This is a genomic window from Neobacillus sp. NPDC058068, from assembly GCF_042885335.1.
In the GTDB taxonomy this organism is placed as follows: Bacteria; Bacillota; Bacilli; order Bacillales; family Cytobacillaceae; genus Neobacillus.
This window is the reverse complement of the sequence record NZ_JBHVSI010000015.1, coordinates 13,898-38,763: the sequence shown is the minus strand read 5'-3', so window position 1 is coordinate 38,763 and position 24,866 is coordinate 13,898. Positions and strand designations below refer to the sequence as shown.

Annotated in this window: 19 protein-coding genes and 1 pseudogene; 5 read left to right on the top strand and 15 right to left on the bottom strand. The window is 43.3% G+C overall.

The window, feature by feature from the left end; genetic code table 11:
• Positions 1 to 4: 4 nt before the first annotated feature.
• Both ACFVSW_RS17825 and ACFVSW_RS17820 read left to right on the top strand, forming a co-directional pair.
• Entirely contained in the window at positions 5 to 1,273 is a 1,269-nt protein-coding gene (locus tag ACFVSW_RS17825; protein WP_387317991.1) for a TRAFAC clade GTPase domain-containing protein, read from the top strand.
• Positions 1,270 to 4,131, top strand: a complete 2,862-nt coding sequence (locus ACFVSW_RS17820; protein ID WP_387317990.1) for a GAP1-N2 domain-containing protein — start codon at positions 1,270 to 1,272, stop codon at positions 4,129 to 4,131. Before ACFVSW_RS17825 ends, ACFVSW_RS17820 begins: the two co-directional genes overlap by 4 nt.
• A 113-nt stretch (positions 4,132 to 4,244) precedes the next feature.
• On the opposite strand, the gene ACFVSW_RS17815 is transcribed toward ACFVSW_RS17820, so the two are convergent.
• The 13 genes from ACFVSW_RS17815 to essC all read right to left on the bottom strand — a co-directional run bounded on the left by ACFVSW_RS17815 (position 4,245) and on the right by essC (position 22,086).
• Positions 4,245 to 8,714: an Ig-like domain-containing protein gene (locus tag ACFVSW_RS17815; RefSeq protein WP_387317989.1), complete on the bottom strand. Its 4,470-nt coding sequence runs from the start codon at positions 8,712 to 8,714 to the stop codon at positions 4,245 to 4,247.
• Between the two features lie 4 nt (positions 8,715 to 8,718).
• Positions 8,719 to 9,375 (bottom strand): hypothetical protein, encoded by a 657-nt coding sequence (locus ACFVSW_RS17810; protein ID WP_387317988.1) that lies wholly within the window; start codon positions 9,373 to 9,375, stop codon positions 8,719 to 8,721.
• Positions 9,376 to 9,377: 2 nt separating this feature from the next.
• Complete coding sequence (locus ACFVSW_RS17805) at positions 9,378 to 11,333, bottom strand: protein kinase domain-containing protein (RefSeq protein ID WP_387317987.1); 1,956 nt, start codon at positions 11,331 to 11,333, stop codon at positions 9,378 to 9,380.
• Positions 11,330 to 12,118, bottom strand: coding sequence for a PP2C family protein-serine/threonine phosphatase (locus ACFVSW_RS17800; RefSeq protein WP_387317986.1), 789 nt, complete (start codon positions 12,116 to 12,118; stop codon positions 11,330 to 11,332). The genes ACFVSW_RS17805 and ACFVSW_RS17800 overlap by 4 nt, the downstream gene beginning before the upstream one ends.
• A gap of 90 nt (positions 12,119 to 12,208) precedes the next feature.
• A complete protein-coding gene (locus ACFVSW_RS17795; RefSeq protein WP_387317985.1) occupies positions 12,209 to 13,540 on the bottom strand; it encodes a DUF6382 domain-containing protein in 1,332 nt (443 codons plus the stop codon).
• 87 nt (positions 13,541 to 13,627) lie between these two features.
• Positions 13,628 to 13,930 (bottom strand): pore-forming ESAT-6 family protein, encoded by a 303-nt coding sequence (locus tag ACFVSW_RS17790; protein WP_024027633.1) that lies wholly within the window; start codon positions 13,928 to 13,930, stop codon positions 13,628 to 13,630.
• 49 nt (positions 13,931 to 13,979) lie between these two features.
• A complete protein-coding gene (locus ACFVSW_RS17785) occupies positions 13,980 to 14,282 on the bottom strand; it encodes a WXG100 family type VII secretion target (protein WP_387317984.1) in 303 nt (100 codons plus the stop codon).
• 38 nt (positions 14,283 to 14,320) lie between these two features.
• A complete protein-coding gene (locus tag ACFVSW_RS17780) occupies positions 14,321 to 14,512 on the bottom strand; it encodes a hypothetical protein (protein ID WP_387317983.1) in 192 nt (63 codons plus the stop codon).
• Positions 14,513 to 14,531: 19 nt separating this feature from the next.
• Positions 14,532 to 15,995 (bottom strand): Mbeg1-like protein, encoded by a 1,464-nt coding sequence (locus ACFVSW_RS17775; RefSeq protein WP_387317982.1) that lies wholly within the window; start codon positions 15,993 to 15,995, stop codon positions 14,532 to 14,534.
• A 4-nt stretch (positions 15,996 to 15,999) separates the two neighbouring features.
• Positions 16,000 to 16,749, bottom strand: a complete 750-nt coding sequence (locus tag ACFVSW_RS17770) for a hypothetical protein (RefSeq protein WP_387317981.1) — start codon at positions 16,747 to 16,749, stop codon at positions 16,000 to 16,002.
• Positions 16,750 to 17,020: 271 nt separating this feature from the next.
• Complete coding sequence (locus tag ACFVSW_RS17765; RefSeq protein WP_387317980.1) at positions 17,021 to 17,197, bottom strand: hypothetical protein; 177 nt, start codon at positions 17,195 to 17,197, stop codon at positions 17,021 to 17,023.
• Between the two features lie 28 nt (positions 17,198 to 17,225).
• Positions 17,226 to 17,477 (bottom strand): methyltransferase, encoded by a 252-nt coding sequence (locus ACFVSW_RS17760; RefSeq protein WP_387317979.1) that lies wholly within the window; start codon positions 17,475 to 17,477, stop codon positions 17,226 to 17,228.
• Positions 17,470 to 22,086 carry a type VII secretion protein EssC gene (gene essC, locus ACFVSW_RS17755; RefSeq protein ID WP_387317978.1) on the bottom strand — a complete coding sequence of 1,539 codons (4,617 nt, stop codon included), beginning with the start codon at positions 22,084 to 22,086 and terminating at the stop codon, positions 17,470 to 17,472. Before essC ends, ACFVSW_RS17760 begins: the two co-directional genes overlap by 8 nt.
• Before the next feature lie 437 nt (positions 22,087 to 22,523).
• Here essC and ACFVSW_RS17750 point away from each other — a divergent pair, with 437 nt between their 5' ends.
• The 3 genes from ACFVSW_RS17750 to ACFVSW_RS17740 all read left to right on the top strand — a co-directional run bounded on the left by ACFVSW_RS17750 (position 22,524) and on the right by ACFVSW_RS17740 (position 23,656).
• Entirely contained in the window at positions 22,524 to 22,913 is a 390-nt protein-coding gene (locus ACFVSW_RS17750; RefSeq protein ID WP_387317977.1) for an alpha-helical endospore appendage domain-containing protein, read from the top strand.
• A 36-nt stretch (positions 22,914 to 22,949) separates the two neighbouring features.
• Complete coding sequence (locus ACFVSW_RS17745; RefSeq protein ID WP_387317976.1) at positions 22,950 to 23,198, top strand: hypothetical protein; 249 nt, start codon at positions 22,950 to 22,952, stop codon at positions 23,196 to 23,198.
• 173 nt (positions 23,199 to 23,371) lie between these two features.
• Positions 23,372 to 23,656, top strand: coding sequence for an alpha-helical endospore appendage domain-containing protein (locus ACFVSW_RS17740; RefSeq protein ID WP_387317975.1), 285 nt, complete (start codon positions 23,372 to 23,374; stop codon positions 23,654 to 23,656).
• A gap of 54 nt (positions 23,657 to 23,710) precedes the next feature.
• Here ACFVSW_RS17740 and ACFVSW_RS17735 read toward each other — a convergent pair whose 3' ends face one another.
• The gene (locus tag ACFVSW_RS17735; protein ID WP_387317974.1) at positions 23,711 to 23,869 is read right to left on the bottom strand and encodes a hypothetical protein; all 159 of its coding nucleotides are present in this window, start codon (positions 23,867 to 23,869) and stop codon (positions 23,711 to 23,713) included.
• A 42-nt stretch (positions 23,870 to 23,911) separates the two neighbouring features.
• Positions 23,912 to 24,866 (bottom strand): annotated as a pseudogene (locus ACFVSW_RS17730) (hypothetical protein); the annotation flags it as partial.

Sequence of the window (24,866 nt, the reverse complement as noted above, 5' to 3'; positions counted from 1 at the left end):
TTACATGTTTGCATTACTAAAACGTATCTTTGAAAAAAAACAACCGCCGAAAGAAAGATTGCCATTTTACGATATTGTCTGTCCGTACTGTTTTTCAAAATTTCATCATGAAGACGTCGTCTTTCGTGCGGCCCACCATCGTGACGATGATGAGGCGCTAGCGCTTCAGGAAGATGAACTATTGAACAAATATCGCGAGAAATTCGGGCTCGCCCCAATTGATGAACTTGAGGCGATTATTTATCCGGCACTGATTCCTGATGAAAACAAAATTTATTCTGACCGTGTTCTTATGGGTGTCTCTGATAAATATACGGTCGTGACGAAGAATCGCTTATGCCCGGCATGCCATAACGACCTTCCGGTTACCGCGGGCAAGCATCCAAGCAATATCGTCTCGATTGTGGGCGCCACAAGCGTCGGTAAATCCGTTTACATGACGTCGCTGATTCATACGCTGCAGCATGTGACCGCGAACAATTTCGATGCCGCTTGTATTCCGCTTGATAATGAAATTAGCAAGCGATTCCGCAGAGAGTACGAAATTCCGCTTTTTGAAAATGGAAAATTACTAAAATCAACGGAAACAACTAACCGGCAGGAGCCGTTTATTTTTCAATTTGTCTTTAAGGATGAGGACCAAGCGCCGCTGACACTCGTATTTTTCGACGTTGCTGGCGAAGGGATGACCGACAAGGAATACATTAAGCTGCATGCGGCCCATATCAAAAATTCAGCGGGCATTCTCTTCCTTGTTGATCCGATGCAGATTCGCGCCATCCGTGAAAAGTTGCTCCATCAAATGGGTGAAAATCCCGGGAAGATTGTTGGTTTAGCCGATGAGCCACGCGAGGTCGTGATATCGCTGTTTGGCGATTTCATTGCCCATCAAGAACATAGTAAAACGGATATCCCAACCGCCGTCGTGTTAACGAAGAGCGACCTCTTAAATGCCCTAAAACACGAAGAAGGTGAATATATCCGCAATAACAGCAATGTTTTTCATAATGTCACCCATCGCGGCTTTCTGAATCTCGATGAATATGAAAATATCAACGGCGAAATCAGACGCTTCCTGCAAAAAGTCGATATTCCGTTTGTGAATGCCCTTGATGTTTATTTTAAGGATACTTCCTATTTTGCGGTATCCGCCCTTGGAAGCAACCCGGTCGATCAGCAGGTCAGCGGCATTATTAGTCCGATCCGTGTTGATGAGCCGTTTATCTGGCTGCTTTATAAGCTGGGGTATATTGAAGGGAGAAATGAGCAGTGACCGATAAGTTCATTCAACAACAGATGTATACCCGGGAACGTGGCGGGATTTTTCACGCGACCGACGGCTATGACACGATTGCGATTTCTGAAGGGCTTGATAAAGCATTTGTGAAGAAGTATTTGCACCCGTTTTGTATGTATCATGCGCCCCAAACATTAACCGAGCGCGGTGAAAAGGACGCTTCCCTTTATCCAGAAGCCGTAACGATTTTTCAGCCGGAAACCGGTGAGCTTGTAATCGGTCAGTCCGTGTTCGTGCCCGCTGATTTCACCGGCCAGCGGAGCACCTTCTTCATGCATAACTATATTATTCCGGAAGGCATGAAGGATGACTGGATTAAACAGCCTAGCAGGCTTTTTCAACTGAATGACTTTAAAACCTCCTACGATATCGGATTGGGAAAGGTCCTGGCGGAGCGGAAGGCTGTTGGCCATGGCGAGACGGATATTCTATCTGTGAAAAATGACCTTCTTGATGTGTTAGGGATGACTGAAGTGCATTTTAAGCAGCTATTGTATGCTGTGATGTCGTCGATTGCCGGGAAAAAAAAGGTGTTCATTTCGCTTGGTGTACCAGTGGAGCAATATTCAAAATATGCCTTACAGCTGTTAGAACTGATCTATCTTTATTTGCCATATGCCCACCGGCGGAAATTAGGGGCGCTGACTTTTTCGAGTGAGCCGGCAGGAAAGAATTATCTTCATGTGATGTTTTATGAGCCGGGCACGTTAAATGTCGCCGACCGTTCGATTGAAAAGCAGTTTATTTTCGATTTTGCTGGCGGCGGCCGCATTTCCGGTGTTGATATTGATGGCCAGGAGCACGAATATTTGGACTTTGCCCTCCACCATTTCTCTGAATCGATGCGGATTGATGAGTTTCTTACGTTCGCAGAGATGGCGTTATCAGGCTTGAGCGGCGAGCAGAAGCTGGAACTAGCAAGCTATTACCAGTTAACAGCGATTTATTTGACGCTAACCTCTAGCGACCTTTCTTTATATCAGAAGAATAAAATTGGCTTTTTACATAGTTTGCTGAAATTTTCTCAGGCTAAAATTGAAGCGAAACCAGAGTTGGTTCAGCTGTTTTTACAGCTGTTAGCGGAGGAGAAATTAGCTGCAGATCCCAGGCCAGCGCTCGATTACATTGGTGCAGTCATTGCCATCAACAAATCCATGCGCTGTGATGAGGCGCTCACTTTCATCCTTGAGACTCTTCAGTATTATCAACATGACCCATTGTTCGATAAATTATGGAAAGAAATTGAACAGGACAAGCACTGCCATGAGGCGTTATTGATATTTATTAACGAGCATCCAGATTATGATGTCCTCCTTGAGCCCTATCTTGATAAACGTTTTAAACAGGTTGTCCGCATTGAAGACATCCTTAATGAGCTGAAAATAATGCTGGGCTCACCCTATCTTTTGAGTATCGAGAAATTTAAAACGACGGCAATAAAAAAGGCCATCTCCGCGATCAGCAATGAAAAGAAGCCATTTAAGGCGGTGCTGGCCGTGAGTGATTTTAAAATCGAGCATCAAACTGCTCCGTTTCCGGAATTTAAGAACAAATTGCTGGCCAATGTTAAGATGGCTCTGTTACGTACGATGCGCTTACGGGACATTTCCACAGAGGACATTCTGTCATTCGGGACCATTTTTCCGAAAAAATTAAATGTAATCGACCTAAAGGATGCAAAAGCAAAGAGTAACTATCAGGTTACCAATGTCCTTTACCAGCTCATCAGCAGCCCGTCGCAAGCTGAGTTGATTAATTTAAAATTGTTAACCGTCGTAGAGCGCGAACAGCTGCGCGATGTCCTGTTGCGGATATTACGAAATAATCCTGCTCCTGAACAAATTCCCTTGCTTTTAATTGCCTTTGGCTCGGAAGCTAACGGGGTGGATTATCCAGGATTATTCGAACACCTCGTAAGGCACAGTAATGAGAAGACGATGTTTGCCTTTATTCGCGGGAACGCAAGACAGGTTGAGATTGATCCGCGCTATAAATGGTCACTAAGAAAATATTTAATCTCTAGTCCAAAATCGATTTGGAAAAATAAAGCGCTCCGTAATGAGCTGAAAACAATCAAAAACTCCAGCCTTCAAAAATTACTAAAGGACGTTGAAACCGCAACGGCCAGCCCGTTTGTAAAGTTCCTAAGACGGTATGGCTTGAAATTGGGATTGGCAATTGTCATCCTAGGCGGAGTCGGCGGCGGGACTTGGTTTGGACTTCATCAGTTGTTTGGGGAAGAGGCAAAACCTAAGGTTCCGAAAACAAGCGAGACGGCAGCGGCTAAAAAGGAAGATCCTGCTGTGGATCAGAAGGAAAACCTTCCGATTTCTTTAGCGGGATTTAAACATGCGGGTGTAGGTGAGGATGGTCAGTCGTTTGATATCACCCTTGAAGGCACCCAGGTGAAGAAAATCTATGGACAAGTTCAACCAAATGGCGCGCAAAGTTTATTCTTGACGGATAACACAAACCATCAATGGCAAATGGATTTAAACTCAAATTTCAATCCTAGCCCTTTTGATAAAAAGGGGATGTTAAAAGAGGGATTTACATTATCCTCCGCTGAATATGATTTAACAGGTGACGACATCCCGGAAGTAATCATGGCCGCCAGCAATGGAACCTCTGAAACATATGTCTGGGTTTATTCCGTCGATACCGGAGGACTTAAGCAAGAAGAGTCCACTTTTCTCACACCGATTTTTACGGCTAAAGGACAACTGGATGTGAAGCTCAAGGACAAAAAGCTTATTCTTCCAAAGGATGACCAAGATATAGTCTACGAATACTCAAGCGAAAGCAAAACATTTGTAGAACAAAAAAACAACTAATAAAGCTGGAACATGCAAAGGCGATGGAAAAATCCATCGCCTTTGTTATTATTTAGTGTCCACTCCAGGAGGACAAATGCCCACGAGTGGTGCCTGACACCTTTTTTTACACCCTATTCTTCAACCCTTCTTCTTCTAGCGATGACGGCGCTACCTGCTGTTAGGAGTAGTGCAACTCCGGCGATGGAGCCGGCGAAGAGTGGTTTGTTTTCGTAGTATTTGACGAGTGCACTCTTTTCGGCGATTTCGAATGATAGTGTTGAGGTCTTCTCATTTCCCGCTTTATCGGCTGCCTGGACTTTAATTTTATACGGCTTGATGTCTTTAAGTGTTGTTTTAATCACCTGAAAGCCGTCTCTTGTCACCGCATCACCAGTAAATGGCTCGCCATTTACAGTGATGGATTTAATCGTATCCTCCGGATTATCCAAACGGATTCCGACCTTCACCGCTTCGTAATACTTCTTATTTTCCTTCACGCCTTCGAAAATGGCCTTTGGAGGTGTTTTATCAATGATAAATTCGACAGTCATCTGCTGAATATTTCCAGCCTTATCCTTTGCCTCGATGAAAAGGACATGCTTCCCTTCCGTTTCAATTGGCGTACCGATTGTATACGGCTCACCGTTTAAAGTCAGGGAAATAATATCATAGTCACTCAAGTCCTCAATTAGTAGACCAGGGATGATATTTTTATTAAAATACTGACTAGAAATCGGCTCCTTAAAGGTAATCTTCGGTGCCGTTTTATCAATCGTAAAGACAACGGTTCGTGCATGGACATTTTTCGCTTTATCGATAATGTTCGCTTTTAGCACATAATCGCGTTCGTGTTCAAGCTCTTGGCGATTGTTAAATTCGCCGCCATTAAGGGTTACCGTTGAATGGCTCTCATCTAAATACTTATCGGAGTACCTTACCCATGGCGTGAGATTCTTATTAAAGAAGCCATCTCCTATCCCTGAAATGGTTAATTCCGGTCTTGTCGTATCTAAAATAAAGCTAATAGCTAACGTCGCTTCGTTTCCGGCTTTATCCTTGGCAGCAACATGATAGCGATATTTCATTTCAGTTGCCGCGATTGGAATATGGCCATTAATATTCGCCCCGTCGTTTAGCGTAACCGACACAATCGTATCTTCAGGCTGATCCAAGACAAATTGTGGCGTGAAAATTTTATTAATAAACTCTCCGTCTTGAATCACGCGATTTTCACCCTTGAATTTAGCCGTAATGACTGGCGCCGTTTTATCAATCGTAAACTTCACCTTACGGCTAAAGCTGTTGCCTGCCTGGTCAACCGCTTCGACAAGGACTTCATATGTGCCTTCCTTGCTAAACAAATGGCTTAGCACAGCCGTATCGCCGTTAACGCGGAAACTTCCGGCATTGTAGCTGCTGCCGTCCCTCGTCACCTGAATTGTGTTCAGTTTCAGGTTCTTATCTTTGATCGTTACATCCATTTGCTTATCGGTATTATAGTAGGCATCTTGGTCTACCCCTTGAATCTCAATGGTTGGCTTTGTTTGGTCAATAGTAAAGCCAAATGGGGGAATCGTCGAACGGTTACCGGCTTTGTCCTTCAAACTCAAGGCAATGGTATAGTCGCCGTCCCCGCTGAGTGCCTTTGCGAGCTGTGCATTAACCAGCAGTATTCCGCCCGTCTTGGTGAATTCGTACCCTTTCTTCCATTCTCCCATTGGAATCGTGACACCATCTTTTGTTACCTTAAGGTCGATATCAGCTAAGGCAAAATTTCGATCTTCAACTGCAATCGTAATTTGCTTTGGCTCAGGATAATAATGGTGATTGTTCGGATTAATGTCTACCCCGGAAATGGTTAACTTCGGCGCCGTTTGGTCGATGATGAAATCCCTCACCACTTTGGCGCTCTTATTGCCAGCCTTATCCGTCGAAGCAAGCGTTACCGAATAATCGCCATCCTCGTTAAACGTATAGGCGCCAACACCTGTATCACTGGTACCAGCCTGAAGCTTGATGTTTCCAACCTTTGAAAAAACAGAACCATCCTTCAGAACTGCTAGCTCATTACCAGTTAAATCGATGTTCGGATCGGTTATTTTAAAATGAAAGCTAGTATTTTTATTAAAATAAACCTTGCCGGAAAATTCAGGATCGATGGCTAGCACTGGGGCACTGTGGTCAATTGTGAACCCAATCGATTGGGGCGAAGCCATATTCCCCGCCTTATCCTTGGCATCAACTGTAATGAGATAATCGCCTTCATTGTCTACAGCATCTTTCGTAAAAACAATCCGGTAAGCGGCCCGTGTCGGACTCTGAGTCCAGGTTCCGCTGATACCCTCTGCAGGTTTAAACTCGGAACCGTCTTTTTTCTTAATATCAATCCTGACATTGTTCGTTTCAAAATTCGCTTGCGGCTCATCGACGATGATGGAAACCGTTCCATACTGTGCGTAATGACCTTTATTAAACTCGGCGCTCAATTCTGTTGCCACAACTGGTGCCGTCGCATCAATCGTAAATTGAACGGTTCGTTCCACTTCATTTCCGGCAGCGTCCTTCGCTGTTACAGTCACACGATATTCCCCGTCATAGCGGCTATCAGCTGCATCGCTCGTTCCAAACGGTAATGCCAGGGTGGAAATTTCAGCTGTATTTTCCCAGTTGGCGAAGCGCTCGTCCTGATAGGCCGCGAATTGACCGTCGCCATTCCGTTTTTCTACCTTATAAGTAACGAGATTAGTTGGATAATTTTTTTCCTTTACTTGGATTGTAACCGTACCGTTTTTGACAAAAGCACCTGGTTCGATTCCGGTTAGCGCCACTTCCGGTGCGCCGGTATCCACAACAAAAGTTAGCGGTCCGAACGATTCACTATTTTCTAATCCGTCGGCCGAGCTTAAGGAAAGTTGGTAATCACCGTCAGCTAATATCATATCTTGTTTTAATACAGCAATCGTCCCTGATTTATCTACTATCAAGGGCACTTTTTTATTATTGATTGTCAAGATCGTTTTGCTTATATCTAATGTCAAATCGGTAATCTTGACACTAAGCTGTCCACTGGCATAATGCTTTTGATCCGTTACGGCCTTTCCATCGATAAGGACCTCTAGCTCAGGCTTTTGGCTGTCAATCGTGAACTGAACCGTTTTCTTCGTTTTATTGCCGGCGCTATCGCTTGCTAGAATCGTCAACTCATAAATGCCATCTTCGAGCTCTTGTTTTACGGAGGCTGTCTTGCCATCTTCAGAATAGTCCAGACTCAACGATTGGTTTTCTAGCTTGCCGCCGATCGATTTCTTTTGCAGGCTCACTTCAGATGCTTCCGGATTAAGCTTAAGATCTTCCGTTATGTTGATTTCAACCGCTTTTTTCTCGTTATATTTCTGCTGGTGCTCGGCACCTGTAACCGAAATCAACGGTGCGGTTTTATCAATCGTAAACGAGAGCTGATAGCTAAATTCCTGTCCCTGATTATCAGTAATGGTGACCGTTCCTTCGTAAAAGCCTTCTTCCTTAAGCGTAAGTTCGGCTTTCCGATTCAGCCGCCAGCCAAGATGTTTCGGGGTAAAATCGATTTCCTGCTCAAATCGTTCGCCGTTATACGTCCGCACCAATGTGGCAACTGCCTTTGTAATGCGTCCGTCATCCTCAAACAAGATCGCGACATCCCGATTATATAACCCGTCTGTCTCGACTCCGGACATTTTCGGATCGCCTTTATCGATTGTAAACGTAACCGTTTCTTTATCGCTTTCGTTGCCGGCTTTATCGACAAGGAAGGCGGTAACACTGTATTTCCCGGAATCGGTAAACGGGACTGTTCCTTTATTAGCGTTTTTCTCATCCCAGCTAATTTCAGCAGGCTGACCTTGCCCCTCTTCATCATCTATAACAACGAGAACAGAAACATCTTCATGGAGATAATTCTTCTCCGTTACGAGGAGATTTAACTCAACCGGATCAGTATGGAGAGATTTGTTAATCCCTGAGAGCCTGAGTTTCGGCTTGACGGTATCTCTTTCAATGCTGAAGCTTGCCGGTTTTCCTGAAAATCCCCATGTATTTTCGGAAAAATCAACAGTTACATCTAACCGGCCATCTTTTTGTGAAGGCAAAGACACCTCAACCTTATACTCTCCTTTAAAAACAGCATCCTCATTGATTTTGCTTACCTTAATGGTGTTTGCCGCTTTTCCATCGTATGTTGCGCCGATGGTAAAGGGTTGTGCGACATCGGCCGGTACTGGTGCTGGCGGCGGTGCTGGATCTTCTGTTCCCTCATCGCCAGGCGCCGGCGCTGGGGCTTCCGTTCCCTCATCGTCAGGCTTCTCAATGGAGCTAAGATAGTTTTGATAATCCTCTTTTAGGTCGATTGTAAAAGTCACCATCTCTTGCTGGTTCGTAAACCATTCCGGCTTCGGGTCCTTATCGATTTCCCACGTTTTGCCGTTCAACTTTATGTATCTGCTCGTCTCGTTTTGTGATCGTACATGGTTGGTAAACAACAGCACAAAGCTGAGCAAGATGATGGCAAAGCTAATCCATACGAGCCATTTATTCTGCTTATAGCTTTTATTAATCAGTTCTCCCATCTTTTTAGTCTCCTTTTATGGTTGCATTCGTATGAACGATAACAACGTCACGCTCTATAATAAATTCGCTTTCTGAATCTGGTCCTGTTAATACGGAAGTTTCCTCTGTCGCTTCATCCAGCAGCACCGTTTCGTCATTCTCGATAGATAATAACTCCGTTGCCGCTGCGTCATCTGCCAAGAGTTCGGTCACATCTGCATCGGCTGCTGCCAAAAATTCGGTTTCATCGGTGTCCGGTGCTGCTGCCAAAAATTCGGTTTCATCGGTGTCCGGTGCTGCCGCCAAGAGTTCGGTTTCATCGGTGTCCGGTGCTGCTGCCAAAAGTTCGGTTTCATCGGTGTCCGGTGCTGCTGCCAAGAGTTCCGTTTCGTCATCGTCAGCTGCTGCTAAAAGTTCCGTTGCATCAACACCGCCAGTGGTGATCGCCACTTCCATTTCGACATCGCGGCGGGGCTGAATCTCCCGTGTGATTGGTTTAACACTCTGTTCGCGTTTAGAACGGGCGCGGCCCTTCAGCTTTTTGACCCATTTGTGGAAACTAAATCCGGTTAAATCCTCGATCACTTCTGAAATATTTAATTTGAGAAAAAGAAAAATCGAGATCATGAGTGTGAGGAAGGCACCGGCAAGGCCGCCATAAAAGATTGTTTGATATTCCACCTTTATCCCCCCTGCCCTACCAGATTCAAATTCATATACCTTTTTCTCAGCTTTAAAAAGCCCTCATCCTTGACAGCATCCTTTAACTTTGCTGCCTGCTCATACACCTTTAAGGCGTGCGCATAATTCCTTCGAGCCTCTTCTTTCGGCTGCTCGATATCAAGCAGCAAGTTTCCTAGTTTAATATAAGCATTAAGACTTGCGGGAAACTGTTCGATTGTACTCTCAAATTGTTCAACCGCCTGCTCACGCTGGCGCATTTCCTGATAAATCGTCCCGATTTTAATCATGTACTCCTCTTGATTCATATCATCGCCATCATTAAGGAGATTGGTGTAATGGCGGATTGCTTCCTCAAAGTCCTCAGTGTCTGCCGTTTTATCCACCGAATTAATGCCTTTGCTGTAATAGGCCTGTGCTAATTTCAGTTCAAAATCTCTGGCATATTTGTCAGCTAGGGAATCATCATCCAATTTCGATAACACATTGTTGGCCCTGTCGATCAATTGAATCGCCCTCGTGTTCGCATTCGGAATTTGTCCTTTATACGATAAGTAAATATTCGCTAATGAATTGTAGTTGGCAATTTTTTTAGCATCATTTCGCGCTTTATCGGTGAACGCTTCAAAATCGTCCAAGTCATGGGCAAACTTTTTAAAGTCAATGTCTAAACTCCCCATCGTTGTAGCTAAAGACCTGTAGTACTCGACCTCCGGCTTGGCCTTTACCTCCACCTTGTTAAAAAATTCCCGGGCACGGAAATAATCCTTTTCGACATCGAAATATGTCATCCCTACTTTGAACAGAACCTCGTTATTTCTGTCAACATTGCCATAGCCTTCATCGATATATCGTTCAAGATTCGAAAGTCCTTTATCTGCTTCTCCTCTACGAATATAGATATCTAGTAAATTGTTATAGGCCATCGCCTTGCTCTTATCGAGCTTAATGGCATTTTCAAGAATTTTAATAGCATCTGCATCGCGGCCGTTTTGGAGATAGCCGTTTGCGTCATTAATTAAACTCATATAATCCTGGAGCTGTTCATTCTTCATCCCTTTATAGCCCATGACAGAGGTTGTCGAAAATCCGAGGAACAGAACGGCCGGAATCAGGAAAACAGCCAATTTTTTAAAAAGCTTCCGTTTATAGCCCTGAGTTAATTTGTTGATGTTCACAAGATCATAGGTTAGCTCTTCACAGCTTTGATAACGATTCCCCGGCTCGGCCTGGGTACATTTAGCAATAATATGTTCAAGCCCCTCCGGCAGAGCAGAATTCCACGTTCGAATCGGCTTTAATTCATAGGGCGGATCACTTAAGGTTTTTCCCGTCACTAAATGGTAGAGGGTCACACCTAAACTATAAATATCGGTTCTCGCATCCGTCTGAGCACCGGATATCTGCTCAGGAGCGGCGTATCCCTTTGTGCCGAGGTTCGTGGTATCGGTCGTATTTTCTGTCTTAAACTCTCTCGCAATCCCAAAGTCAATCAGCTTGATTTTTCCCTCAGGGGTCAGCATGATATTATCGGGCTTCATATCGCGATAAATGATCGGATTTGGCCTTCTCGTATGTAAGTAGCCGAGGACATCACTTAACTGCTTCGCCCAATCGATGACCTCATCAGCGGAAGCCGTTTTCTCACGATGCAGCTTCTCTTTCAGCGATTCGCCTTCAATATAATCCATCACCACGTAAATTTCGCCTTGGCGGTCAATAACATCATAAATGCGCGGCAAGGCGCCGTGGTCCAATCTTTTCAGCATATTCGCCTCAACGACAAGACTGTTGACAAGTAATTCATCATTCTTATTGGCGCGTTTGCGGATATCCTTTATGACCAGCGATTTCTTGAGCCTGTTATCCATCGCAAGATAAACAATACTCATGCCGCCGCGGCCGATTTCTTTTAAAATTTCATAACGTTCATCAATAATGGTGCCGATTTTAATCAAGATGCTTCACCCGCAGTTACTTTCGTTATTAATACGGAAATATTATCTTTTTCCTTGCGTTTCTTTACCAGGTCGACCTGCCTGACAAGCGTTTCCTTCATATGTTTCTCTTTTGAAAAACGGTCCGGTCTGAGACTGGTGAATATCTCATCCTCGCTGATTTCATGGTAAAAGCCATCCGTGCAGAGCATGAACAAATCACCTTCTTTTACTTCACCTTGTGATATGACAGGGTCCAGTTCTGGTGAGGCACCGACACATTGCAGCAGGATATTGCGGCGCGGATCGATTTTCGCTTGCTCTTCGGTAATATTGCCGCGCTCAAGCTCCCGAGCCACTAGAGTTTGGTCGTTCGTTAATTGAAAAATGCCGTCTCCAATCCGGTAGGCTCTGCTGTCGCCGACGTGTAAAAGAAAATAATTGGAATCAATTATCAGTAACGCTGTGATGGTCGTTCCCAGCTTAATATTTCCGGCTTCCCCGTACGCTAAAATTTTTCGATTCAGCGCCTTTACACTGTCCGCTAATTGCTGCTGGATGTCTGTATCGATTTGCTCATTGTCTGACAGGAGCAGCTCGGGAAGCTCCGTTTCAAACCAGTCCGACATGCCTTTGATGACGGTGGCACTCGCCAATTCGCCTTGGCTGAGCCCGCCCATACCATCACAAACGGCAAACAGACCGACTCTTCCCTTAAGTGATTTTGCTGTTTTAATTAGCAAGGCATCTTGATTCGTTTTCTTTTTAATTCCAGCGTCTGTATGATAAGCAATTTGAAATGACATGCATTCACCGCCTTTCTTCAGCGAATTATTGAGGTCTATCGGCGAATTTTCGGATTCTATCGGCGATTTTCACAGTTCTATCGGCGAATCTTAAAACACCTTAAAAATAAACTCTTCGTTGGCAAGGGTGATGCGGTCGTCATGCTTGATTTTCACCTTTTCATTCCGGGCGAGCTTGATATCATTGACAAAGCTTCCGTTTGTCGAGCGGTTGTCCTTCAAAAAGTACTCGCCGTCCTCTGTTAGGATATGGGCATGGACACGGCCGACCGCTTTATTATTAGAAATATAGTCGACATTTTTAGCATCACGGCCAAGCTTAAATACATCCTTGGCAATCCCGATTTTCTCGCGATTCACAAGAGTTAAAAGGAACGGCTGGGGAGCATCTATTCCCAGAGTAGTCGTGCCTTCATCAGCAACAGCTATAACGCGGGATTGTTCGTCGGCCATGCCTAAAACGGTTGTTCCTTCATCCTGATGTTCAATTTCAATGGAAATTCCCTGACCATTACGGGGAACGACATTAATTTGAGTCGCAGCCAACGCTGCCGCCACTTCCCTAGCGGCTCGCGTTTCCCCGAGCTCCGTTCTTGTTACCCGTTTGTATTGAATTTCTTCCTCAATTTCAAGCTTTTGGCCTGTTTGCTTGTCGTGCGTCACACTCCGATTATGTGCGACGAGACCCTCATTTTGATCTTCAAGAAGAACTTCACCTTTGCCTGGACTATAGAAACTGGCCTTTTTTCCAGCTGGCTGCTTTTTTGCCGGCCTTGAAGGGGAGCTTTTTCCGGAGGAACTACCAGTTGATTTTTTCCCCAGAGGTTCCCTATTTCCATCTTGCGGCTGTTCAGACTCGTCCGGAACAATCGCAAGCGACTCGAGCGTTTCTTTAAAGTCCAGCAAATCAATCTCCTCTGCCTGAACAAGGTAATTATGAATTTTCATAAAGAAAGACAAATCGTCCTCCTCGTCATACGGTGCCATCCAAAGTAAACTTATTAAAAAATCCTTTACGGTGCCGGTTTCATATTGGTTATTTTTAATCGGCATATAGAAAAATAACGGCTTTCCCGATAATGGGTCAATATAGATATATCTTTTATCCGCGACAATATTACCGAGCTGCAGACCGATTTTTTTTGAATGAAGAAGGGTTTCTACTATATCTATTAGAAACTTGTGCAACCGTTCCTTGGAGAATCCTTTAAAAAATAGTGGTCTGATATTTTCCCATGCAGACAAATCATACCTAAAATAAACATCCTTCTCTTTTTCGATGACAACCATCGACAGCAAACCAAAGACTTGGCTATTTTCCAGCAAGCCAATTTCATTCGTGGCCACTTCCATTTCGCCGTTCACCTTAAAAAATAAATATTCACGGCAATTCTCCACATTTAAATTCATTTGTTTGATCAAGGCTGTCCGACCCCTTTTGTTGGATTCCTATTAGGATGGAAGGGCAGCTTGCACATAGCAGCTATTGCCCCTCCATGGATTTAACGATTACTTAAATTGACTGGCGTTATTGTTAATCGCCGCTTCTGTGGCATCATAATTGGTGACTGTCACATCCAAAAATTTCGAGTAACTTTCCACCACTTCACGATAGTTATCAAACCGTGTCGAAAATGCATTGAAATTGGCACGAATCGTATTGGATGCATCACTATTCCATGTCTGGCTCAGTGCATTCATTTCTTTCTTAATATCTTGTAATCTAACATACAAGTTGTTGTTTAAATTCCTGATTTGGTTGGCCGTCTTACTAACCTCACCAAGCGAAATTTTTACTCCCTCAATCGTCATTAGGTCCACCCCCTTGTTTTAAAAAATGCCCATTTGTTGAAAAGAAAAATTAGTTCGATAATCGTTTCGCACCGCTAATAACTTCATTTTGCGTGTCGCGATAAGTTTTTGCTGATGTCTTCAGGAAATGAGAGAACTCATCCATTTTCGCCTTCATTTTCATGAAATCATCGGTAAAGCCTTTGATCTGGGTCACGTAAGCAAGATTATCTGCCCCTTGCCATGCAGCACCCATTGCCTCAACTTCCGTAAACAACTGTTTATAGAGCCTTTCATAATCAGCGGCCTGCTGATCAATGCCCGTTGCTGCCTTTTCAAGCTTCGCCGGATCCACCATAATCGATCGAGCCATTCTGATCACCTCCTTTCGATGAGCGTAACTCTTTGAATTTACATTTTTCTTAATTCATGAATAACCGCCCGATACTTCCCTGCCGTGCTTTGCAGGCTTGATGCACATTTAATGGCACCTATCCCTTTGAATTCGCGGTTAATACCTTGCGAGATGTCGTCCAGCTCCCGGGCAAGGGTATTAAGTTCGGAAATAATGTTATCAATCTTATTTTTCACCTTTGCATCCATGGAAACACACCCCTTAAAACTAGCGAATCGCTTCTGCTTTTCTCAGTAATGCCGCTTCGCCTTTTTCCAATAATTCCATTGTCCTGTTAAGATACTGGATATTATCATTGATTCTGAAATGAAAGGTTGTGAGCATATCTGCCTTTAACACATGCCCCAAATCCAACAGGTCGGCCTCACGATACAAACTATCAATCATGCTATTCACATGCTGCGTTCTTCGCTTCAATGCTTGCAATCTCGAAGAATAGTAAGCGAGCCTCGAAAGATCGACTTTTAGAATTGGCTCTACTGCAAAACCGTGACCGCCGGTAAGTGTACCCCATAGCAGTGCAGCAAACGATTTTGCTTTATCGATGAATCGGTCGAAAAATTGGTTTAAATCCTGCTTTAATTTCTGCGAAACCTTCATGAAGGTAAAAATATAGCGAATACACTCGATTTTGATTTGCAGCAATTTCTGATCGAGTTTTTGTTTCATTTCTACCGCTGTTGTCGCGATTGCAGTCAATATTTGAAACACGCCCTGCCTTAAGGACGCCATGGCCTTATCACGAATGGCATCAAAGGATAATGGGAGCATAATCCCTGAGAAAATAAAGTTTCCAGCCATTCGGCCCGATGATGCCCCGTCAGTTGCTCCTATGAAATTTCCATTTTCGTCAAACTCCACTGCATCTAAGCTATGGGCATCGATGGCAAGGACCCCGTAGGCAAGGACTGCCGAGAGCAAGGCCAATTTCCCCATCTTATTCTTTGTTTGTATAGTCTTGGCGACGTATGGTACATGCCCCAGCTGTGAAACTCCATCATCCGCATGAACGATAAATGTATTCCGCTCGCTTTTTAAGACCTCCTGTTCTTCCTTTGAAAGAATCCACCAGTTAATCGGCGCGCCATTGACAACATACGATTTCAGTTTTTCATCTTGATCAAAAAACTTTACCAGCACATAATTGGCTAAATTTCCGCCTTTGGAGTGGCCCATCACAAAGGTGTCGCCCTCGGCCCCTAAAATATTTTCCTTAAAAAAAAGCGCTGCTTCTCTCTGCTGCTGGATTTCCTGGCCGATACCTGCATCAACATTGGATTTCCAGTCTGTCATGATATGCAGCATGCTTCCAAGACTTTCACTGCCCCTAAACAAGGAGGTGGCGTTCCCTTCATCATCCTTCAAGGCATAGCCGACAAAACCAGAATCAAGCTTCCCATGAAAGACATCATTCCATGTTGGGTTGTTGTTTTGGTAGCTAGTTAATTGGATGTTTGCCAGGTTGCTGCCCTTTGTGCCGTTTACATAATCGAAGATGGCTTTAAAATCTTTATTTTCCTCATAGTCAGAAGATATCAGCATCATTTCATCTAATAACTTACCAAAATTCGCAGGGTTCTTAGGGTCAATCATATAATCTTCTGGCAGATCCACATATGAAAACCGTAGGAGTAAATATTTTTCTTCTTCCGTTAAATTAGATAATGTCATATTATCACTCCTTAACTGGTGTATAATATTTCATTAAATCATTGGGGCTATTAATATCATTGACATTTTGATTTACTAGTAGATATCCATAAACGTTTCCCGCTAGATTGGACCACGGTAAGTTATTAACATTTGAGGTTCTAACATATTCATTAATATCCTCTGATTGATCCACGAAGCCCACAGATAGTCCGTAAAAAGTAGTATTTAAACTTTTTATTTCTTCGAAAGCCTTGTATAGACCGTCACTATATTCCTCTAAATTTGGTTTTCCTTGGGATTTTATCGCTACTTTTAACACAATCCTAATGTCTTTGTTTTCCTCTTTTACATAATTTATAATAGACAATTCCTTCATATTTACGTTATATTTACTTCCCGCAACGTTAACATAAATTTTATAAATACTTGCTTGCGGAAGACTTCTTTTAAGGCTGTCTTTTAAACTTCTAGTCAGCTCATCGCCCCAAATTGCTGGTATATACTCATCATAGTATTTTTTTTCCTTTGACGAACTCTCTCCTGCCTCAAAAATTAATTCAGGCTTCCCTTCCGGATAAGCAAAGATTTTATCTTTTCCATACATTTCTGGGAACAACACACTTCCTTCTTTTTTACCTTCAACAACAAACTTTTCACCATATTTATCCTCAATATAATTTAAAATTTTTCCTTCTGAACTCATACAACCCGTTCCTCCTATCATCACCATGATTAGTAAGGTAATCAGCAATATCCTTTTTTTGATTTTCATCGGGCACCGTCCTTAATACTAAATATCTCTTCTGATTAGTCCATAATTATAAGTAACTTAGTACTGCTCCTTGAAAGGTGTAAAATTTCCATTAAGGACTCGGGGCTGTTTATTTAGAAATGGTCATTTACACCTAAATAGCCGTAAATCTTCCCTGCCAGATTGGACCACGGAATGTTATTAACGTTAGCTGTTCGAATATAATCTGAAACATCTTCTGATTGATCTACAAAGCCAACTGAAAGTGTATAAGAATCTGTTCCTAACTGTTTTATTTTTTCAAAAAAAATAGCGAACTGCCTTCCTTCTTGTTTTCAACAACAAACGTTTCACCATATTTATCTTCTAAATAGTTTAGGATTTTGCCTTCTGAACTCGTACAGCCTGTACTTCCCATCAAAACCAGGATAAGTAGGATTAACAGCAAAATCCTTTTTGTGTTTTTCATTGTGAACCTTCCTTACCAAGTTCTTTTTTCAAAGCAGCATCAGCTTTGCCCCGTTTTTGAAGCCGAGTTCTTCCACAGTGGCGTTGATATTAAAGATTTCCCCTGTGTGCCGGTTGCAAAGAATGGTGTGTTCGGTTCCGGTAAAATATCCTTGCGACAATTCGGTCATCGTATTCGCTAGTAACAGCACAACTTCGTGAAGCGGGCTTTTGAGCGGGAGGAAGGTATCAAACTTCTGATTAGCAGCAGGGATAAACACTTCCACTAACACCTTATCCATAAACTAACTCCTCCTCGCTTGCAGCCGCTGATGATAACAGCTTCACTAATACCGGCTTCCCTTTCTTAATCACATAACCAAAGTCGTTCGGTATTTCCTGATACATGTCGCTAGAGGTCTTATTCGTCTTCAATACATATTGATCGGTTATGCCGCTGCCAACCCAAATTCCATCGCTTTGCGACACCTGATTTTTAAACCAGCTTTCATAGGAAATCGAGTTGATGCGGTCGGCCTGGTCGCCAATGATGAGATGGACGGCAAGCGAGCTGCCCTTCTCTAAAAACACCGTCAGCTTATCCTTGCCATCTGCTGATAACGCCAGATTCATCTCGATGAACGAATCAATCACACAGAAAATGGGCTCAAACACCGGCGGCGTTACACCGTCTGCGACCGCATCCTTTGTCGTGTTATTGCGGTAGACAAGGGTGTTGAATAGATAGACAACCGTCTCTTCGATTGGATTGGTCCCGGTCACATATCGATAATTCCGGTTCGAATCTGGCCGGAAGTTATGAAGCGGGTCAATCGCAATCACCTCGTTCTCCCCACTCGCCGCCAGCACTTCGGCTGCACCTTGGATAAACTGAGTGCATTCTTCATCACTGCTGCCGGTAAGGACAAGATTGACTAGTGAGTCGCTAAAGTCATAATAAGAAATCGCCAGCGAGTTTTTCTCCACCGCTACCGGTACTTTTCCCGGCATAGTGGTTTTCAGTTCAGCGGCGGCAAAAAAGTCGCGATCGACTTTTTCCGGAAGAATTGGAATCCTTCTTGCCCTCGCCTTATGCCACCCTTTACTTTTCTCCAAGCAATAATTGGTCATAAAACGATACATATCCGTTGTCGCATCTGTGATCAGAGCGGTCTGGAATTCATACACACTGCCCGTTTTAAAAATGCCTCGTCCTTTATATTTCGAAGGATAGACCCCGTCAACACTGCCCAATACACCTGAGTATTCGGTTGTATCGTTCAATTGCAGGACTAACAGCTGCTTAAAGTTTTGCAGCAAACGATAGCGGATTGCTCCCGTGTTTGCCGCGGTGACGACAAAGTAAATTCCGTATTTGAGTCCTTCGCGCGTCAAGAAGGAAATGGCTTCTTCGTAATCCTCATACATCTCCGAAAAAGCAGCATAGTTATGAATCACGACAACAATCGAAGCGAGCGCTTGATTGGCTGAGTGATTGTACGTGCTGAAATCGCCGCCATAATTGGAAAGTAACTTTTTCCTGCGTTCGATTTCCTTCGTTAACATTTTAAATAAATTGCTAACCTTTTCGCTTTCATGTGACAGCACGACATCACCAACATGAGGCGCTTCTTTGAACCAGCTTAACGTTTCACTGCTAAAATCTAATAGGTACAGATTGACCTCTTCCGGTGTGTGCTCTTCCATGAGTGAATAAATCATCGTCGCCAAAAAGCTAGTTTTTCCGCTGCCGGCAACACCATAAAGGACGGTGTTCCCTTCCGCTGTTAACGGTAGTCTCAGGATGTGCTGACTTTGATTTGCCGGGTCATCGTACTCGCCAATCAGCGGATTTAAGTCAAAGTTTTGTTCTGCCATCACGCGGTATTTTTCATGCAATTTTTCCAAATAGATTTGACTTGGAATCGGCTCGAGCCAGAGCTGTTTTACTTTAACCTGTTCTTGAGACGCCAAATGGGCTAGGTAATTCGTGATTTCATCCAATTGCTTCGGCGGATTCTTCATCAGTGTGTTTCGCTTGTCAATTCTGGCGCTCTTTAGAACACGGCCGATATTGTCGATAACGACAATACTGTCATCACGGCGCTGCTCCAATTTTTCCTCTGGATAATACGGAGCACCGCCCCAGGCTGACTGCCCGAGCATAAACACTTCATTGAAGCCAACCTGGAGGAAAAAGCGCCCAGTTGTCGAGAGCTCCGCAGCATCCGGCCGCTTAATGACCTCCATGCTGTCCGCCTTCTCCTGCACTTTCAGGCTGATTCTAAATTTGCTGTTACTCCAAATCTGATCATCGACAACTCCCGATGGCTTTTGCGTTGCGAGAATTAAGTGAATCCCGAGGCTGCGGCCAATCCTTGCTGCACTGACAAGCTGCGCCATGAATTCCGGCTGCTGTGTCTTCAGCTCGGCAAATTCGTCAGAAATAATCAATAAATGCTGCAGCGGCTCGGTAACCCGGCCTTCCCGGTACAGCTTCTGGTATTTATAAATATCGATATTGCTTTCATTCACCCGTTTGCTCGTTTCGCTAAAAATCGACTGGCGCCGCTTCAGCTCACTTTGAATCGAAATCAGCGAACGCTTAACAGCGGCTCCGTCGAGGTTGGTAATCGTTCCTGCTAAATGCGGCAGGTTCACAAACGCATTCGCCATGCCGCCGCCCTTATAATCGATTAAAATAAACGCCACTTCATCCGGATGATAATTTACAGCAAGTGACATAATAAGCGTCATGATAAACTCACTTTTCCCGGATCCAGTCATCCCGGCAATCAGTCCATGCGGACCGTGGAATTTTTCATGGAGATCGAGCTTGAATAATTCCCCCGCTTGATCGACCCCGATTGGTGTTTCCAGTGTTTTCACCGGATCATTTTCTTTCCATTTTGTCAGCACATTTAGATGCTCAATTTTACTAACACCAAACATTTCTAAAAAGGTGAGCATCTCCGGCAGCGTATACGCCTTATTTAATGAAGAAAGCTTGATGTTTGCAAGCTGAATCGCCAGCTTCTCCGGTTCCTCCTGCAAATATATATCGGGGCGAAATGCCGTATATTGCCCCGTAATATCATCTTTATCAAAAATCTTTGCCGCTTCGTCATCCAGTTCAATGACCGCTGAACATTCTTTCGGCAAGTTTTTCAATTCATCATAAAGGGTAATTAAGCTAAATCCGATATTCTGTTTTGCTTGTAACATCATCGTGAACATTTCCGCTTTTGCTGCTAAATTTTTATCCATCGAAAAAATAACATAGTGCGGTGCAGCTGATTCATCCGCTTGCTCCAGCCGCTGTGAAAGTTCTTTTTCAAGTACAGCTGACAGCTCTTTTAATTCATTGGCATCAGTAGCCATAAAGCGAATGGTTTTCGTATCATCCCACACATGTGGCAGCCATTTTACAAAATTCCACATGTCCTGTTCCCGTTTATCGTAAACAAACACCAATTTTAATTCGTCATAACTATGTAAGGCTGTTAATTGAAAAATCAGCCCGTCGACAAAGTCCTTTACCTTTTTCCTGCTGCCAATAATCCCGCTGACCTTTTCCTCCAAGAGTGAGAAAGTAACGGGTACATCCGTTAAGACCTTAGGCCTATCTGCCAGTTTATAGAGCTCTACTTGCAGTTCATCATCCGCAAGAGTAAAGCGTTTTTCCGGAAATTTGATGTCAGCATTGAGCGGCAAATTGCCAAGTCCTAACCGCAACTTTAAAAAGTCATTTTGGCCAAAGGTGCGTTCCCACAGGTTTCGCTGTCGTGCTTGAATTCTGGCGATACAATGCCCGATTGGAACATGGTTCTCATGGAGAACCTCGCTTTGCCGCTTCCGTTCATCCTCAATGACCTGCGCCATTTCTATTAAGTATGCGCGATATTTTTCCTGTCTGATTTTTTCCTGTTTAATCCTAGTCTTTTTCTCATGCCGTTTCGTTAAAATCGGCCAAAGTATCGTACCCACCAACATACTAAAGGACATTACCAACGTCGGCATCGCCATCTTGATATCCCCATTCGATGACATGACATTTTGTAAAGTAAACAGACCCATAAATAAAGAGGCCATTCCCATTGTGAGCGACGGCCCTAATAGTAGCATTAACGGAGTTTCTTCTGGGTTGGCTGGCTGTGGCGGGGGATCAATTTTGATTTCTGCTGTTGCGATTTCTCTTTTAAAACGAGGAGAGCGGTAAAAAAGCTCGGCTGCAGCCTCCTCCTGTTGAAATTCATCTAGCTCTTTCTCTTCTGTTATTTTCGGCTGCTCGGCAGCAAACGGCTGAAACGCATTCCGCTCCAAAAGAACTAGCTGATGTGGGTTGTTTAATGACAGCAGTTTCCCGTTGTAAATAATTTTTAACCCCATTATGTAGATACAATCGCCGATTTTAAGGGTATGCTCGGTGATCTTTTCTCCGTTGACATATGTGCCATTGGAACTTTTTAGATCACGGACAAGGGCTCTGCCGTTTTTGTCATATTCAATGACACAGTGGGAATTGGACACTAATTTATTGGCAAAGCAAATTTGACTGTCTTTCGACCTGCCGATTTTCACTTCATTTGTTGTAACGTAGTGCTTTGTATATACATATTGATCTGGTTGCGATGGCTCGGCATATAAAAGCGACGGCTTTTCATTTTCCCGCTTGATTGTATAGGTTTTGAAAGGTTCGATCGGCTGCTTGCTGACCTTTTGCTCCTCGGCATTGCTTAAGAACGCATATTTGTTGGACTTTATGAACCATTGTCCATTTTCGGCCTCAACTGCCATCAGTTCGATTTTGCTGCCGCTTTCGTCTTCCGTAGAAAGCACATACCGACCTGTCACTCGCTCCGGCAATACAAACGTGAGTGCTATCTTCCGGTCAAATAATGTTAAAATCACGTAAATCTCTCCCATTTTTCTAGCATCTCTTACTGTATAAAGTATTTTTTCACAATGCGTATAGGTTTAATGGAGTATTGAGACAGATATATCCTAGCTGCAATACCGTCCAATGGAATTAGGTTTATGTTAACAATTGGGATTACTAAATTTTTACTTCTTTATCATATCATTTTTTTTGTAGGGCTAAATTCCTTTACTGATAGGACAAAGGGACCGTTTTTTCCAATATTTTCTTTAATATATAAAAGTGATAAGAGCATTGGTGTATGCATGCGAGCGAGTGTTTATATACTTAAAGTTTTGCGGGATAATTTGTTTTAAGAAGGGCAGTTTCATTTGTATGTTTTGGATTTATTTATATTTCCACTCACCGGACCGGGCATTCGCACATATATCTATCATATGTAAAAAATTCTTAAAGAGGTGTTAAATCCATGACAAAGCATCACCCTAAGGATGGGGATGAAAAACATTCACATAAACATAGTCATATGGACGACCATGATAAACACTCATTAAATCATGTCCTGTTTGATTTAATTAAATCGGTCGCCAATGAAGAAGAGGCATTGGCTCTTCTTATCGAAGCAGAAGCAGATAAAATTCAAGCTTTTATAGGAACCCATTCTGAATTTCCTACTAAACCATCCAATAAAGAAATATTGGATTTGAACCGTTCGGTCACACAAATGCTGGAAACCATTGTAATGAAGGAATGGCTTTTACTCAAGAAATTAGAAAGAACGCTTGAAGCCATTCATATACCACGAGAGGATTGCGAGGATTTTGGGGATTACCAGGATTTTGAAAGTAGCGAAGATTGAGCATTTTTATCTTCCATAAGAAAGGGGAATATGAATATGGAGGATTATTTTAGCGAAGATGTCAACGAAATGTTAGAAAAATCTCTCTCTCAGATAAATTCTTCATTAGAACATCTTTTAAATACGGTCAACAAACTTGAATATGCAGTAATTAAACAAGATTGGTTTTCTCAAAACGATATTTTTATCGTAAAAAGGGATATAGAAATCCAAAGTGATTCCATTTCAGAATTAGAGCGAATAATAGAAAGGAAAAGAAATGCATTTATCATCATAAAAAATTGAACAGACGCACGAAAGTGTTGTCTGTTTATTTTTTATGATACGTTCCACTTCACCGTACTAGTGGGAATTTATTTAAATAGTTGGCACAAAAAAATAAGGATTACATATAGGTATTATGTGTGCATTTGAGGGAGCTTTATTTGTATTATTGACTAGCAAAGAGGAGGGCTATCATGAGTTTACCGGAAATTCCAAAAGATTTTCATATTCCCAAAAGGCGAGATGTTGTAACTTTGAAATTGGCAGGAATAGCAATGATGGAACAATCATTGGCTAATTTGTTAGAAACAGAAGTCGAAATTCTCCAGACAACCGTGTCCGAATTTAAACATAAAAAGGCTTCCCATAAAGAGCTAAGGAAGGCCAACAGGAAGGCAGAACGAATGCTGCGCGCAGTTATTGCGAAAGAAATTTTACTAATGTTTGAACTTGAAGATACAATTGATTTCTTACTTTGATACATTGTAAGAGGCAATCCAAAGGGAATTGGATTGCCTCATTATTTTAGGTCTTTATCCTCGCTTTGATAACCTTAGTTCTACTTTATCAAAAAAGTGTTGATCGGATTGTAAACCTTCCAAAATAGCGTCCTTTTCCTCATCAAATAATGGGCGACCCGCAATTATTTCAATCTGATCCACTAAAAAATTGTATACTTCTTCAAGATCCATTTAATTAACCTCCGTTTTAATTAATGAAAACATCGCATACTATTAGCCGAAGCTAATCGTAACCTGACCGTTTTCAGTGCCTACACCAACTGTATTGACTTGATTTGTTCCCTTATTTTGGGAACCTCCGCCGCCGCCGCCTCCTGGAGAATGGAATACGCCGCCACCGCCGCCACCGCTAAACCCGCCGCCGCCACCGCCACCATATTCGGTATCGCCGCCGCCGCCGCCAAGGCCGTAACTATAATTTTCACCTTCTCCAATCCCACCAGCACCTCCGGCAGAAATTGCCTGACCGCCTCCTAATGGTGCGAATAAAGAGCTAGCTCCAGATGTAAGGATCCCTCCTCCGCCAGCACCCTCAGAAAATGCTGATCCTCCAAAACCACCAGCACCACCAGCACCACCGGGATTGCCGCTCGTACCACTGCTGTCTGTAGATGCATCTAAGCCTGATTCCACGAACGATGCACCGCCGCCACCGCCCGCTGCAACCAAAAGATTAACAATTGTAACAGGTCCTGTGCCGCGCCAAACAAAACTTCCCCCACCGCCGCCGCCTAAAGTAGTATCGGGATCAGGACCAGGCCATGTTCCACCTTGGCCTCCTACCAAAATAGATAGTACTTCTCCCGGCGTTACAGGGAAATCGCCTTGAATAGATGCGCCAAGACCATTTGTTGCAGTTCCCTGACCTCCGGCAGCACCAATCGCTCGAATTGTCGCAGTAGATGCAGATGGCGGAACAGTAATAAACTGAAGTTCATCCTCTACAAAATCAAATGTAAAAGAACCCAAGTTCGTAACAGTGGCAGCTGAATCCCACACATGTTCAAATGTAAAAGGATCCAAGTTCGTAACAGTGGCAGCTGAATCCAACGCATGGTCAAATGTAAAAGGATCCAAGTTCGTAACAGTGGCAGCTGAATCCCACACATGTTCAAATGTAAAAGGATCCAAGTTCGTAACAGTGGCAGCTGAATCCAACGCATGGTCA

Excerpts from the sequence above, each read along its gene's own strand:
- ACFVSW_RS17800 (WP_387317986.1), bottom strand. The coding sequence starts at position 12,118 with ATGTCATTTCAAATTGCTTATCATACAGACGCTGGAATTAAAAAGAAA.
- ACFVSW_RS17775 (WP_387317982.1), bottom strand. The coding sequence starts at position 15,995 with ATGACATTATCTAATTTAACGGAAGAAGAAAAATATTTACTCCTACGG.
- ACFVSW_RS17815 (WP_387317989.1), bottom strand. The coding sequence starts at position 8,714 with ATGGGAGAACTGATTAATAAAAGCTATAAGCAGAATAAATGGCTCGTA.
- ACFVSW_RS17825 (WP_387317991.1), top strand. The coding sequence starts at position 5 with ATGTTTGCATTACTAAAACGTATCTTTGAAAAAAAACAACCGCCGAAA.
- ACFVSW_RS17785 (WP_387317984.1), bottom strand. The coding sequence starts at position 14,282 with ATGGCTCGATCGATTATGGTGGATCCGGCGAAGCTTGAAAAGGCAGCA.
- ACFVSW_RS17740 (WP_387317975.1), top strand. The coding sequence starts at position 23,372 with ATGAGTTTACCGGAAATTCCAAAAGATTTTCATATTCCCAAAAGGCGA.
- ACFVSW_RS17750 (WP_387317977.1), top strand. The coding sequence starts at position 22,524 with ATGACAAAGCATCACCCTAAGGATGGGGATGAAAAACATTCACATAAA.
- ACFVSW_RS17760 (WP_387317979.1), bottom strand. The coding sequence starts at position 17,477 with ATGGATAAGGTGTTAGTGGAAGTGTTTATCCCTGCTGCTAATCAGAAG.
- ACFVSW_RS17780 (WP_387317983.1), bottom strand. The coding sequence starts at position 14,512 with ATGGATGCAAAGGTGAAAAATAAGATTGATAACATTATTTCCGAACTT.
- ACFVSW_RS17735 (WP_387317974.1), bottom strand. The coding sequence starts at position 23,869 with ATGGATCTTGAAGAAGTATACAATTTTTTAGTGGATCAGATTGAAATA.
- ACFVSW_RS17770 (WP_387317981.1), bottom strand. The coding sequence starts at position 16,749 with ATGAAAATCAAAAAAAGGATATTGCTGATTACCTTACTAATCATGGTG.
- ACFVSW_RS17765 (WP_387317980.1), bottom strand. The coding sequence starts at position 17,197 with ATGAAAAACACAAAAAGGATTTTGCTGTTAATCCTACTTATCCTGGTT.
- ACFVSW_RS17790 (WP_024027633.1), bottom strand. The coding sequence starts at position 13,930 with ATGACGATTGAGGGAGTAAAAATTTCGCTTGGTGAGGTTAGTAAGACG.
- ACFVSW_RS17745 (WP_387317976.1), top strand. The coding sequence starts at position 22,950 with ATGGAGGATTATTTTAGCGAAGATGTCAACGAAATGTTAGAAAAATCT.